The organism is Streptomyces sp. 378, assembly GCF_030124145.1.
GTDB lineage: Bacteria > Actinomycetota > Actinomycetes > Streptomycetales > Streptomycetaceae > Streptomyces.
On record NZ_JASKMS010000004.1, the window covers coordinates 376146 to 388301 of the forward strand.

General features: G+C 70.7%; 13 protein-coding genes. 5 read left to right on the forward strand and 8 right to left on the reverse strand.

Annotation, left to right across the window (positions count from 1 at the left end; translation table 11 throughout):
- Nucleotides 1-10 precede the first annotated feature (10 nt).
- From fomD to QNO09_RS08735, 3 genes are all read right to left on the reverse strand, one after another.
- Nucleotides 11-703, reverse strand: coding sequence for a cytidylyl-2-hydroxypropylphosphonate hydrolase (gene fomD / locus QNO09_RS08725; RefSeq protein ID WP_283969482.1), 693 nt, complete (start codon nucleotides 701-703; stop codon nucleotides 11-13).
- Nucleotides 704-786: 83 nt separating this feature from the next.
- A complete protein-coding gene (locus QNO09_RS08730; protein ID WP_283969483.1) occupies nucleotides 787-2190 on the reverse strand; it encodes a class II fumarate hydratase in 1404 nt (467 codons plus the stop codon).
- Between the two features lie 240 nt (nucleotides 2191-2430).
- A complete protein-coding gene (locus QNO09_RS08735; RefSeq protein WP_283969484.1) occupies nucleotides 2431-4098 on the reverse strand; it encodes a fumarate hydratase in 1668 nt (555 codons plus the stop codon).
- Nucleotides 4099-4265: 167 nt separating this feature from the next.
- Between QNO09_RS08735 and QNO09_RS08740 the strand changes: the two genes are divergently transcribed.
- The gene (locus QNO09_RS08740; protein WP_283969485.1) at nucleotides 4266-4967 is read left to right on the forward strand and encodes a DUF1707 SHOCT-like domain-containing protein; all 702 of its coding nucleotides are present in this window, start codon (nucleotides 4266-4268) and stop codon (nucleotides 4965-4967) included.
- A 114-nt stretch (nucleotides 4968-5081) separates the two neighbouring features.
- Nucleotides 5082-5459 (forward strand): WhiB family transcriptional regulator, encoded by a 378-nt coding sequence (locus QNO09_RS08745; RefSeq protein ID WP_283969486.1) that lies wholly within the window; start codon nucleotides 5082-5084, stop codon nucleotides 5457-5459.
- Between the two features lie 105 nt (nucleotides 5460-5564).
- Here the strand turns inward: QNO09_RS08745 and glpX are convergent, their stop codons facing one another.
- Nucleotides 5565-6599: a class II fructose-bisphosphatase gene (glpX, locus tag QNO09_RS08750; RefSeq protein WP_283969487.1), complete on the reverse strand. Its 1035-nt coding sequence runs from the start codon at nucleotides 6597-6599 to the stop codon at nucleotides 5565-5567.
- A gap of 127 nt (nucleotides 6600-6726) precedes the next feature.
- On the opposite strand from glpX, the gene QNO09_RS08755 reads away from it, so the two are divergent.
- The gene (locus QNO09_RS08755) at nucleotides 6727-7251 is read left to right on the forward strand and encodes a DUF4245 domain-containing protein (RefSeq protein ID WP_283969488.1); all 525 of its coding nucleotides are present in this window, start codon (nucleotides 6727-6729) and stop codon (nucleotides 7249-7251) included.
- A gap of 95 nt (nucleotides 7252-7346) precedes the next feature.
- On the opposite strand, the gene QNO09_RS08760 is transcribed toward QNO09_RS08755, so the two are convergent.
- The 3 genes from QNO09_RS08760 to xseA all read right to left on the reverse strand — a co-directional run bounded on the left by QNO09_RS08760 (nucleotide 7347) and on the right by xseA (nucleotide 9523).
- A complete protein-coding gene (locus QNO09_RS08760; protein ID WP_283969489.1) occupies nucleotides 7347-7937 on the reverse strand; it encodes a malonic semialdehyde reductase in 591 nt (196 codons plus the stop codon).
- A gap of 122 nt (nucleotides 7938-8059) precedes the next feature.
- On the reverse strand, nucleotides 8060-8305 hold the full coding sequence (locus QNO09_RS08765; RefSeq protein WP_283969490.1) for an exodeoxyribonuclease VII small subunit: 246 nt from the start codon (nucleotides 8303-8305) through the stop codon (nucleotides 8060-8062).
- Nucleotides 8306-8314: 9 nt separating this feature from the next.
- Nucleotides 8315-9523 carry an exodeoxyribonuclease VII large subunit gene (gene xseA / locus QNO09_RS08770; RefSeq protein WP_283969491.1) on the reverse strand — a complete coding sequence of 403 codons (1209 nt, stop codon included), beginning with the start codon at nucleotides 9521-9523 and terminating at the stop codon, nucleotides 8315-8317.
- A gap of 127 nt (nucleotides 9524-9650) precedes the next feature.
- Between xseA and QNO09_RS08775 the strand changes: the two genes are divergently transcribed.
- Together QNO09_RS08775 and ppgK are read left to right on the forward strand one after the other, a co-directional pair.
- Entirely contained in the window at nucleotides 9651-10676 is a 1026-nt protein-coding gene (locus QNO09_RS08775) for a 4-hydroxy-3-methylbut-2-enyl diphosphate reductase (protein WP_283969492.1), read from the forward strand.
- 68 nt (nucleotides 10677-10744) lie between these two features.
- A complete protein-coding gene (gene ppgK, locus QNO09_RS08780; protein WP_283969493.1) occupies nucleotides 10745-11491 on the forward strand; it encodes a polyphosphate--glucose phosphotransferase in 747 nt (248 codons plus the stop codon).
- Nucleotides 11492-11681: 190 nt separating this feature from the next.
- Here the strand turns inward: ppgK and QNO09_RS08785 are convergent.
- Nucleotides 11682-12156, reverse strand: a 475-nt coding sequence (locus QNO09_RS08785) for a DUF6542 domain-containing protein (RefSeq protein ID WP_283969494.1), incomplete at its 5' end; no start/stop codon positions are given.

Sequence of the window (12156 nt, forward strand, 5' to 3'; positions counted from 1 at the left end):
AGCAAGGGTCTCATGAGGACACATGCGCGGGCGTACGATCCCAGTCCTCCGGCAGTGACGGTACCGCCCAGGACGGATCCGGGCGCCAGTGCTGCCAGCCTTCCGAGAACGGCGGCCCCCAGGCGCGGATCGACCGCACCGCGTCCCGCCCCGCGGCCCGTACGCTCTCGGCCTGCCGGTCGTCCATCAGCCCGTCCCGGCGGGCCTGGGCGAACTCGTCCTCGTCCCGCCAGTGCCAACTGCGGTCGGGATGCACCGAGATGTCCAGGAAGTGATCGACGGAGTCCACCCCGCCCGCCCAACGGGCCAGTGGCTCCTCCAGGTTCACGTACCAGTTCTTGAACTGCCAGCCGGGCTCCCAGAACAGCCACACCGACCAGGGCTCGCCGGGCCGGGCCAGCTTCAGCACGCCCGTGCCGAACCACCGGTCGTGCTGCACGGTCCGCGGCTTGGTGTAGCGCGACTCCAGCGGCTCCAGGTGCACGGGCGTGCCGTCGGCGAGCACGGGCTTGACGCACTCGGTGCCGGGGGCCAGCCACACGGCGAGCAGGTCGGCGTCGTCCCGGACGACGGTGACGGGACGCGCGATGTGCACCTGCGTGCCGCCGTTCTCCCGGTATCGCCACAGGATCCGGCTCCCGGGCGCCCAGAAGCCCGCCGCACCACCCGTTTCCACGCGTCTCATCGCTTCACCCTCTGCCATGAACAGATATTAGGTGCCATAGGCATACGACGCTGCGGCGCGTGTCACGGTTCACGCGCCGGGCACACGCCCGCGTCCCCTTGTCACGGATGCGTCATCCGCAGGACATCCAGCGCCTCGTCGAGCTGCTCCGCGGTCAGGTCCCCGCGCTCCACGTACCCGCCGTCCAGGACGACCTGACGGATCGTCCTGCGTTCGGCCAGCGCCTTCTTGGCGACCTTCGCGGCCTCCTCGTAGCCGATGTACTTGTTGAGCGGCGTGACGACGGAAGGGGAGGACTCGGCGTACTCCCGCGCCCGCTCGCGGTCGGCGGTGATGCCGTCCACGGTCCGGTCGGCGAGCAGCCGCGTCGCGTTGGCGAGCAGCCGGATGGACTCCAGCACGTTCTTCGCGATGACGGGCAGCATCACGTTGAGTTCGAAGTTCCCGGCGGCGCCCGCGGTGGCGACGGTGGCGTCGTTGCCCACGACCTGGGCGGCCACCATGAGCACGGCCTCCGGGACGACCGGGTTCACCTTGCCCGGCATGATCGAGGAGCCGGGCTGGAGGTCGGGCAGGGCGATCTCGGCGAGGCCGGTGCGCGGCCCGGAGGACATCCACCGCAGATCGTTGGCGATCTTCGTCAGGCCCACCGCGATGGTCCGCAGCTGTCCGCTGGTCTCGACGATGCCGTCCCGGGCGCCCTGCGCCTCGAAGTGGTTCCGGGCCTCGGTGAGGGGCAGCCCGGTGGTGCGGGCGACCTCCTCGATGACGGCGGCGGAGAAGCCGGGCGGGGTGTTGATGCCGGTGCCCACGGCCGTGCCGCCGAGGGGCAGCTCGGCGAGGCGGGGCAGGGAGGCCTGAAGCCGCTCGACGCCGTACCGCACCTGGGCGGCGTACCCGCCGAACTCCTGACCCAGCGTCACGGGGGTGGCGTCCATCAGATGGGTCCGCCCCGACTTCACGACGTCCGCGAACTCCTCGGCCTTGCGCTCCAGGGAGGCGGCGAGGTGCTCCAGGGCCGGCACGAGGTCGCGCGTCACGGCGGCGGTGGCGGCGATGTGGATGGAGGACGGGAAGACGTCGTTGGACGACTGGGAGGCGTTGACGTGGTCGTTCGGGTGCACGGGCCGCCCGAGCCGTTCACTGGCGAGCGTGGCGATGACCTCGTTGGTGTTCATGTTGGACGAGGTCCCGGACCCGGTCTGGAACACGTCGACCGGGAAGTGCTCGTCCCACTCGCCCTCGGCGACCTCCCCGGCCGCGTCCTGAATCGCCCCGGCGATGTCCTGGTCCAGGACCCCCAGCTCGGCGTTGACCTTGGCCGCCGCGCCCTTGATGCGGGCCAGCGCCTCGATGTGCGCCCGCTCGATGCGCTGCCCGGAGACCGGGAAGTTCTCCACGGCGCGCTGGGTCTGGGCACGCCACTTGGCGTGGGCGGGCACCCGCACCTCGCCCATGGAGTCGTGCTCGGTGCGGTACTGGGTCCTGTCCTGCTCGTCGGTCATCGACGATCACCTCCACGTGTCACAGCGTCAGCGCCGCGACCACTGTTCCCCGTGGAGGCGAATCGTCACCGCCCTTCTCAGGCGAGTCCGGGACCGGGTACCGGAATGGAGGTGAAACGTCGGCCGGCAAGCAAGGTCTCGGAGGAAGTCGTTCGGCTTGTTCGTCCGACAGCCCCTGGTACGGGACGGGACGGGTAACAGCGGCGGGGGCGAGATCCGTCTCCCGCCGCGCCCGAGCCACTACGCCAGGCCGGGACCCCGCACCGGGATGCTGGTGAACGTGGGCGACGGCGCGGGATCCTGGAAGAAGTCGTTGCCCTTGTCGTCGACGACGATGAACGCCGGGAAGTCCTCGACCTCGATCTTCCAGACGGCCTCCATGCCGAGCTCCTCGTACTCGACGACCTCGACCTTCTTGATGCAGTCCTGGGCGAGGCGGGCGGCCGGGCCGCCGATGGAGCCGAGGTAGAAGCCGCCGTGGGCGTGGCACGCGTCGGTGACCTGCTTGCTGCGGTTGCCCTTGGCCAGCATCACCTTGGAACCGCCCGCCGCCTGGAACTGCTCCACGTAGGAGTCCATGCGCCCGGCCGTGGTCGGGCCGAAGGAACCCGACGCGTAGCCCTCGGGCGTCTTGGCCGGACCGGCGTAGTACACCGGGTGGTCCTTCAGGTACTGCGGCATCTCCTCACCCGCGTCCAGCCGCTCCTTGATCTTGGCGTGCGCGATGTCGCGGGCCACGACCAGCGGGCCGGTCAGGGACAGGCGGGTCTTCACCGGGTACTTGGAGAGCTCGGCGAGGATCGTGTCCATCGGCTGGTTCAGGTCGATCCTGACGACGTCGCTCTCGTCGAGGTGCTCGTCCGTCGTCTCCGGCAGGAACCGCGCCGGGTCCGTCTCCAGCTGCTCCAGGAAGACGCCATCGGTGGTGATCTTCGCGACGGCCTGGCGGTCGGCCGAGCAGGACACCGCGATCGCGACCGGGCAGGACGCGCCGTGCCGGGGCAGGCGCACCACGCGCACGTCGTGGCAGAAGTACTTGCCGCCGAACTGCGCCCCGATGCCGATCTTCTGCGTCAGCTCGAAGACCTTCTCCTCCAGCTCCTTGTCCCGGAAGCCGTGCCCGAGCTCGGAGCCCTCGGCGGGGATCTCGTCCAGGTAGTGCGCGGAGGCGTACTTGGCGGTCTTCAGCGCGTACTCGGCGGACGTGCCGCCGACCACGATCGCCAGGTGGTAGGGCGGGCAGGCCGCGGTGCCCAGCGAACGGATCTTCTCCTCCAGGAACCTCATCATGGAGGACTCGTTCAGGACGGCCTTCGTCTCCTGGTAGAGGAACGACTTGTTGGCCGAGCCGCCGCCCTTCGCCATGAAGAGGAACTTGTAGGCGCCGCCGTCGGTCGCGTACAGCTCGATCTGCGCCGGGAGGTTGGAGCCGGTGTTCTTCTCCTCCCACATGGTGAGCGGAGCCATCTGCGAGTAGCGCAGGTTCAGGTTCTGGTAGGCGTCGTAGATGCCGCGGCTGAGGGGCTCCTCGTCGCGGCCCCGCGTCAGCACGTTCTGCCCGCGCTTGCCCATCACGATCGCGGTGCCCGTGTCCTGGCACATCGGCAGCACACCCGCCGCCGCGATGTTCGCGTTCTTCAGCAGGTCCAGCGCCACGAACTTGTCGTTGCCCGACGCCTCGGAGTCGTCGATGATCCGGCGCAGCTGCGCGAGGTGGGCCGGGCGCAGGTAGTGCTGGATGTCGTGGACGGCCTCCTCGGCGAGCTTGCGCAGCGCCTCCGGCTCCACCTGGAGGAAGGTCCGCCCGTCCGGCCCCTCGACCGTGGAGACACCCTCGGAGGTCACCAGCCGGTAGGGGGTGGTGTCCTCTCCCTGGGGGAGCAGATCGGTGTACGCGAACTCAGGCATCTCAGCCCATTCCTCACTCGACGGACGGCGGCCCGCCTCCATTGGCGAGCGCCCACCAGCGTAGAACCTGCCACCCACGGCGGGCTTGTGAGGTAAGGCTCAGTTCGTCACACTCGGCCGCGCACCCGGGGGTGTCGCGATCTATCGTGTTTCGGTACGCTGCTGCCGTGGACCTTCAGAAGCACGACCTTCACCCACAGGCCGCGCCCGCCGACTCCGCGCTCCGCGCCTCCGACGCCGAGCGCGACCGTATCGCCGACATCCTGCACGACGCCCTGGCCGAGGGCCGCCTCACCGCCGACGAGCACGCCGAGCGCGTCGAGGGGGTGCTGCGCGCCAAGACGGTCGGCGAGCTGGAGGTCTTCATCCGGGACCTGCCCGCGGCCCACCGCCGGGGCCCCGGCCCGTCCCACGCCCCGGCGCCCCGTCGCCCCACGGCCGGAGCCATCCCGATCGATCCCGACGACAACGTGGTCGCGGTCTTCAGCAGCGCCGTCCGCAAGGGCCGCTGGCGCGCGGGCCGCCGGATCCACGCGTACGCGATCTTCGGCAGCGTCGAGATAGACCTCAGCGAGGCCCTCTTCGACCACCAGCAGGTGGTCGTCAAGTCGTTCGCGGTCTTCGGCAGCGTCGAGATCCGCGTCCCGGAGAACGTGTCGCTGCGCGGCATGGGCGGCGGCGTCCTCGGCAGCTTCGAGGTGGCCACCCTCGACTCGGGCGAACCGGAGGCCCCCATCGTCTACGTCGACGGCTGGGCCGTCCTGGGCAGCGTCGAGGCGCGGGCCCGGCGCGGCAAGGTCGTCGCGGACATCCTGGACCGGGTGCAGCGCCAGGTCGACAGGAGTTTGCGCAAACACCTCGGCCATTGACAGTCGCGAAGTCTCCGGAACCGGCGGTTCGGAACTCAGTGCATAGGCGCGCGCACAGCGGGTAGGCCTTGCTGCATCGTCTCTCGCTCGCGAAGCCGTCGTCAGGAGTAGACCGTGCCGCAATCGCCGCATTCGTCCCTGCAGGTCGCTGCCGTTCCGGCCCCGCGGGTGCCAGCGCGAGACAGGGACCAAGAAGCCCCGTGGCACACCGAGGCGGTGTGCCGGCGCGACGAGGCCGGCCTGTTCTTCGCCCCCTCCAAGGAGCCCACCGCCGCGAGGCTCTCCCGGGAGGAAGCGGCGAAGCGGGTCTGTGCCCGCTGCCCGGTGATGGTCGAATGCCGCGAGCACGCCCTGCTCCAGCCCGAGCCCTACGGCGTCTGGGGCGGGCTCACCGCCGCGGAGCGCCGGGTGGTCCTCGCCCGGCGCCGCCGCCGCGACATGGAACTGAAGAAGGCGGTCCGTCCGGAGAACCGGATAGCGGCCGCGGGCTGACGGCCGCGCACAGGACCTGCGAAAAGGCACAGCGAAAGGGGCGCCCCCTGGAAACCGCCCACCGGGGACGCCCCTTTCGCTGTGCGGGTCCGCTCCGCCTCGGGGCTACTTCCCCTTGTCGAAGTCGATCGCGCTGTAGGCACGCAGCTTGCTCAGCCGGTGCTCGGAGTCGATCCGGCGCACCGTGCCCGACCGCGACCGCATCACGATCGAGTCGGTCGTGGCGGTCTCCGCCCGGTAGCGAACCCCCCGCAGCAGCTCCCCGTCGGTGATCCCGGTGGCCACGAAGAACACGTTCTCCCCGGTGACGAGGTCCTCGGTCGTGAGCACCCGGTCGAGGTCGTGCCCCGCCTCGATCGCCCGCTGCCGCTCCTCGTCGTCCTTGGGCCACAACTTGCCCTGGATCGTGCCGCCCAGGCACTTCACCGCGCAGGCCGAGATGATGCCCTCCGGCGTACCGCCGATGCCGAGCAGCAGATCGACGCCCGTGCCCTCGCGCAGCGCCAGGATCGAGCCGGCCACATCGCCGTCGGAGATCAGCCTGATGCGCGCCCCGGTTTCCCGGATCTCCTTGATGATGCCCTCGTGCCGCGGCCGGTCGAGGATCACCACCGTCACGTCCTCCGGCGCGGACCGCTTCGCCTTGGCGACCCGGCGGATGTTCACCGACACCGGCGCGTTGATGTCGACGAAGTCGGCCGCCTCGGGTCCGGTGACCAGCTTGTCCATGTAGAACACGGCGGACGGGTCGAACATGGACCCGCGCTCGGCGGCGGCCAGCACCGCGATCGCGTTCGTCATGCCCTTCGCGGTCAGCGTGGTGCCGTCGATCGGGTCGACGGCGATGTCGCACTCGGGACCGGTGCCGTCGCCCACGCGCTCCCCGTTGAACAGCATCGGGGCTTCGTCCTTCTCGCCCTCGCCGATGACGACGACGCCGTTCATCGAGACGGTGGAGACGAGGGTGCGCATGGCGCGCACCGCGGCACCGTCGGCACCGTTCTTGTCTCCCCGCCCGACCCAGCGGCCCGCGGCCATCGCCGCGGCCTCGGTGACCCGGACGAGTTCCAGGGCGAGGTTGCGGTCGGGGGCCTCGGAGGGCACATCGAGTTCGGACGGCAAGTGATGATGCTCGGTCATCGGAGCGCACCTTTCTGTACGACGACGGCCGGATGAGGGTGTTCTTCGCCCGACTCTATCGCCGAGCCCGCTGAATGAGCAGGGGACCCCACGGATGAGCGCGGCAGGGACCTGCGACGATGGGAGGGTGGCAGGCGAGAACGGCAAGCAGAAGACGGCGCGGGACATGATCCTCTCCATGGGAGTCATCACCCTGGTGGCGGGCTTCATATATCTCTTCATCCCGCACGACGACAGCGCACCCGACGTCAAGGCCGTCGACTACCGGGTCGAGCTGCTCACGGCGCGCCGCGCCGCCTCGTACCCCGTGGCTGCGCCCCAGGGGCTGCCCGACGCGTGGAAGGCCACCTCCGTCCGGTTCCGGGGGGACGAGTTCGACGCCTGGCACCTCGGCTTCCATGATCCCGAGGGGGAGTACGTGGCGGTCGAGCAGTCCACCCAGCGGCGCCCGGTCTTCCTCGACGAGGCGACGCAGGGCGCGCGGGAGACCGGGAAGACCGAGCAGATCGACGGCGAGACGTGGACCCGCTACGAGGGCGACCGGTACGACGCGCTGGTCCTCGAGGGCACCAAGGGCTCGACCACGGTCGTGACGGGCACCGCGTCGTTCGCGCAGCTGACGAAGATGGCGGAGGCGCTGGAGACGAAGTGAGCGCGCATGACGAAGACCCCCGGCGGGTGCCGGGGGTCTTCGTCATGTTCGTCGCTCAGACGGTCGTGACGACCCTCAGGCGGTCGTGATGACTGTCAGACGGTCGTGACGACCTGGTCGAAGTCCAGGCGCGGGGAGCGCGGGTACCAGGCGTCCGGGCCGGGGCGGCCGATGTTGACGACCATCAGCGGGGTGTGGTCGTCGTCGAGGAACTCCTTGCGGACGCCCTCGAAGTCGAAACCGGTCATCGGGCCGGCGGCGAGACCGGCGGCACGGACGCCGACGATGAAGTACCCCGCCTGCAGGGCGGCGTTCATCCCGGCGGCGCTCTCCCGCGCGGGGCGCTCGGCGAAGAAGGCGTCCTTGGCCTGCGGGAAGGCCGGGAACAGGTGCGGCAGCTCCTCGTGGAACTCGTTGTCCGCGGAGAGGATCGCCACCAGCGGGGCGCTCGCCGTCTTGGCCCGGTTGCCTTCGGCCATGTGCGCGACCAGGCGCTCGCGGGCCTCCGGCGAGCGGACCAGGGTGATGCGCAGCGGGGTCTGGTTGAAGGCGGTCGGACCGTACTTGACCAGGTCGTAGATCGCCTGCACCTGCTCGTCGGTCACCGGCTCGTCGGTGAAGGTGTTGGCGGTGCGGGCCTCACGGAACAGGAGGTCCTGGGCGGCGGGGTCAAGAACGAGGGACATCGATGCACTTTCTCGCGTCTGGTCCGGAAGATCGGCTGACAGCGTCGACCGTACGCGATTGAAGTTCAACGTTCAACTAATGTGAAAGTGTCGTACGCCACCCCTGACCCGAACGGTCCCGGCTACTCCACGTCCTCGCCCTCCGCGGCCTCCTCCGCCAGCGCCGCGTCCAGCCGCGCCCGGGCCCCGTCGAGCCGGCGCCGGCACACCTTGGCCAGCTCCTCGCCACGCTCCCAGAGCGCGAGGGACTCCTCCAGCGTCGTACCGCCCGCCTCCAGACGCCGGACGACCTCGATCAGCTCGTCCCGCGCCTGCTCGTACCCGAGCGCCTCGCTCATGCCCGGTGTCTCATCAACCTCGCTGGTCATCCACCCACCCTATGTGTCCACTCGTACGGAGAACTCGCCCTCGGAGACCCGCGCCCGCAGGGCCTCGCCGGCCGTCACCTCGCCGGGATCGCGGACGGCGTGCCCGTCCGCCCTCTGCAGCACGGCGTACCCGCGCTTCAGGGTCGCGGCGGGGGAGAGGGCCACCACGCGCGCGTGCGTGTGCGTCAACTCCGAGTCGGCCCGGTCGAGCTGGTGCCGCAGACAGCGCCGGCCCCGGTCGAGCAGGTCCGCCACCTGGTCGGCGCGCTCGTCGATCATCCGGTGCGGATCCTCTATCGACGGCCGCGCGAGCGCGTGCGCCAGCCCCCGCTCCTCCCGCTCCACCAGCGCCGCCACACACCGCCGTGCCCGGTCCCGCAGCAGTCGCACCCGCTCGTACTCCTCGCCGACATCCGGCACGACCTTCTTCGCGGCGTCGGTCGGCGTGGAGGCGCGCAGGTCGGCGACATGATCCAGCAGCGGGTTGTCCGGCTCGTGCCCGATGGCGGACACCACGGGCGTACGGCACTGCGCGACCGTGCGGATCAGCTGCTCGTCGGAGAACGGCAGCAGGTCCTCCACGCTGCCGCCGCCCCGGGCGACGATGATCACGTCCACGTCGTCGATCGCGTCGAGCTCCTTCACGGCCTGCACGACCTGCGGCACGGCGTGCACGCCCTGCACGGCGACATTGCGCACCTCGAAGCGCACGGCGGGCCAGCGGTGCCGGGCGTTCTCCAGGACGTCCCGCTCGGCGGCCGAGGCCCGACCGCAGACCAGCCCCACCAACTGCGGCAGGAACGGCAGCGGTTTCTTGCGCTCCGGCGCGAACAGCCCCTCCCGTGTCAGAGCCTTCTTCAACTGCTCCAGACGCGCGAGCAGTTCACCGACGCCGACGGGCCGTATCTCGGCGGCCCGCAAGGACAACTGCCCCCGGGGGGCGTACCACTCGGGCTTCGCGAGGACGACGACCCGGGCGCCCTCGCTCACCACGTCCGCGACGGCGTCGAAGACCTGCCGGTAGCAGGTGACGCTCACGGAGATGTCGTACGACGGGTCCCGCAGCGTCAGGAACACCACACCGGCACCCGGCCGCCGCGACAACTGCGTGATCTGCCCCTCGACCCACACTGCCCCGAGCCGGTCGATCCAGCCCCCGATGAGCCGCGACACCTCACCGACGGGCAACGGGGCTTCCGGAGTCGTGTTCACAGCCATGCCCGCGAGCGTAGTGGCCACCGCCGACAACCGGCCCGCCCGGTGGCGAACGCGCCGCGCGACGTGGCGTCCTTCCCGGGGACTCCACGGGCCGGGCGATCTCCGACCCGCCGCACGCGGCCTTACGATGGGACGCATGTCTGCTTCGCCTGGCCGCCGTGTCCTGCTCGCCGCCCCCCGTGGCTACTGCGCGGGTGTGGACCGTGCCGTGATCGCCGTCGAGAAAGCCCTGGAGCAGTACGGCGCTCCGGTGTACGTCCGCCACGAGATCGTCCACAACAAGTACGTCGTGCAGACCCTGGAGAAAAAGGGCGCGATCTTCGTCGAGCGGACGGAGGAGGTCCCGCCGGGCAACATCGTGATGTTCTCGGCGCACGGGGTCGCCCCCGTCGTGCACCAGGAGGCCGAGCGCGGCAAGCTCGCCACCATCGACGCCACCTGCCCCCTGGTCACCAAGGTGCACAAGGAAGCCGTCCGCTTCGCGAGCGAGGACTACGACATCCTCCTGATCGGCCACGAGGGCCACGAAGAGGTCATCGGCACCTCCGGCGAGGCCCCCGACCACATCCAGCTCGTGGACGGCCCCGGTGATGTGGCGAAGGTCGAGGTCCGCGACCCGTCCAAGGTCGTCTGGCTCTCCCAGACCACGCTGTCCGTCGACGAGACCATGGAGACCGTCGACGCCCTGAAGGACAAGTTCCCGCAGCTCATCTCCCCGCCCAGCGACGACATCTGCTACGCCACGCAGAACCGCCAGCTGGCCGTGAAGCAGATGGGCGCCGAGTCGGACCTGGTCATCGTGGTCGGCTCGCGCAACTCCTCCAACTCCAAGCGGCTCGTCGAGGTCGCCAAGATCGCGGGCGCCCGCGAGGCGTACCTCGTGGACTTCGCCGAGGAGATCGACGAGGCGTGGCTGGAGGGCGTGACCACGGTCGGCGTCACCTCGGGCGCCTCCGTCCCGGAGATCCTGGTCGAGCAGGTCCTGGAGTACCTCTCCCAGCGCGGCTTCGAGGACGTCGAGATCGTCAAGGCCGCCGAGGAGTCCATCACCTTCTCCCTGCCGAAGGAGCTGCGTCGCGACCTGCGCGAGGAAGCGACGGCCCTGGTCGCCGAGCGCGGCGGCGCCGGATCCGGTGAACGTTCCGGGGAATGATCGGGTACAGGCCGGGCAGCACCGCCGTCCGGCCTGTGACCGTCAGTCGTTCGTCGTAACGTAGGGCCATGCAGATCTTCGGAGTGGACATCGGCGGATCCGGCATCAAGGGTGCGCCGGTGGACCTGGACAAGGGCGACCTGGCGCAGGAGCGCCACAAGGTCCTCACCCCGCACCCGGCCACGCCCGAGGCGGTGGCCGACGGCGTCAAGCAGGTCGTCGACCACTTCGGCTGGACGGGCCCGGTCGGGGTCACGTTCCCGGGCGTGGTCACCGACGGAGCCACCATCCGCACGGCGGCGAACGTCGACCACAGCTGGATCGACACCGACGCGCGTGCGCTGCTCGGCGAGCGGCTGGGCGGACTGCCGGTGACGGTGGTCAACGACGCGGACGCGGCGGGCGTCGCCGAGATGAACTTCGGCGCGGGCCGCGGTCGCCGGGGCACGGTGATCCTGCTGACCTTCGGCACCGGCATCGGCAGCGCGGTCTTCGTCGACGGCGTCCTCGTCCCCAACACCGAGCTGGGCCACCTGGAGCTCGACGGGCACGACGCGGAGAAGCGGGCCTCCAGCAAGGCCCGCGAGGACCACGACATGACGTGGGAGCACTGGGCGGTGCACCGCGTGCGCACCTACCTCGCCCATGTCGAGATGCTGTTCTCGCCCGAACTGTTCATCATCGGCGGCGGAGTCAGCCGCAAGTCCCACAAGTTCCTGCCCTCCATCGAGGGCATCAAGGCCGAGATCGTCCCGGCGCAGCTGCAGAACAACGCGGGGATCGTGGGCGCGGCGATGCGGGCGGCCGGACACTAGGGCGGCCGGAGGCCAGGGCGGTCGGACGTCCGGGCGGTCGGACGCCAGGACGGTCGGGCACGAGGGCGGTCGGACGCCCGGACGCCCGGACGCCCGGACGCCCGGACATCAGGGCGGTCGGACGCAGGGCTCGGCCGTCCACCCGGCGGTCGATCGAGAGCTGTCACATCGGTGCCCGGGCCGAGGGCTGTCACACCGGTGGCCGGGACCCTGCCGTCCGCCGCCGGCGCACCAGCCGGATCCGCCGGACGATCACGATCAGACCGGCGATGAGAGTCCCTCCGTACAGCCAGCCGGCCTGTGTGGCGAGCCCCGTCACCAGGCCCATCAGCTTGCCGCCCGTCCCGCCCTCGCCGTCCGCCACCGGCAGCAGCCCCACGGCGAACGCGATCGGTACGACGACGGGCGCGGTCATCAGGTCCCCCGGGCGCACCCAGAGGGCGGTCAGCACGCACACCGGCAGGAACAGCACGCCGTACGCCGTCAGGGACGCCCCGAACAGCGCCGCGCAGAGCGCGCCGAGCAGGAACATCACCGCCGCGCAGAACAGCCCGCTGCCCAGGCCGGTCAGCCGGGGGTTGGGCAGCCGGGCGGCGCCGGGCCCCGGTGCGGGCGCGGGGCGCGCGGGGGTTCGCACCGGCGCCGGGCGGCGCCGCGGCCCGGGC

Coding starts and splice junctions, on each gene's coding strand:
- QNO09_RS08735 (WP_283969484.1), bottom strand. CDS start 4,098: ATGCCTGAGTTCGCGTACACCGATCTGCTCCCCCAGGGAGAGGACACC.
- QNO09_RS08730 (WP_283969483.1), bottom strand. CDS start 2,190: ATGACCGACGAGCAGGACAGGACCCAGTACCGCACCGAGCACGACTCC.
- QNO09_RS08765 (WP_283969490.1), bottom strand. CDS start 8,305: ATGACCAGCGAGGTTGATGAGACACCGGGCATGAGCGAGGCGCTCGGG.
- QNO09_RS08760 (WP_283969489.1), bottom strand. CDS start 7,937: ATGTCCCTCGTTCTTGACCCCGCCGCCCAGGACCTCCTGTTCCGTGAG.
- xseA (WP_283969491.1), bottom strand. CDS start 9,523: ATGGCTGTGAACACGACTCCGGAAGCCCCGTTGCCCGTCGGTGAGGTG.
- ppgK (WP_283969493.1), top strand. CDS start 10,745: ATGCAGATCTTCGGAGTGGACATCGGCGGATCCGGCATCAAGGGTGCG.
- QNO09_RS08775 (WP_283969492.1), top strand. CDS start 9,651: ATGGGACGCATGTCTGCTTCGCCTGGCCGCCGTGTCCTGCTCGCCGCC.
- fomD (WP_283969482.1), bottom strand. CDS start 703: ATGGCAGAGGGTGAAGCGATGAGACGCGTGGAAACGGGTGGTGCGGCG.
- glpX (WP_283969487.1), bottom strand. CDS start 6,599: ATGACCGAGCATCATCACTTGCCGTCCGAACTCGATGTGCCCTCCGAG.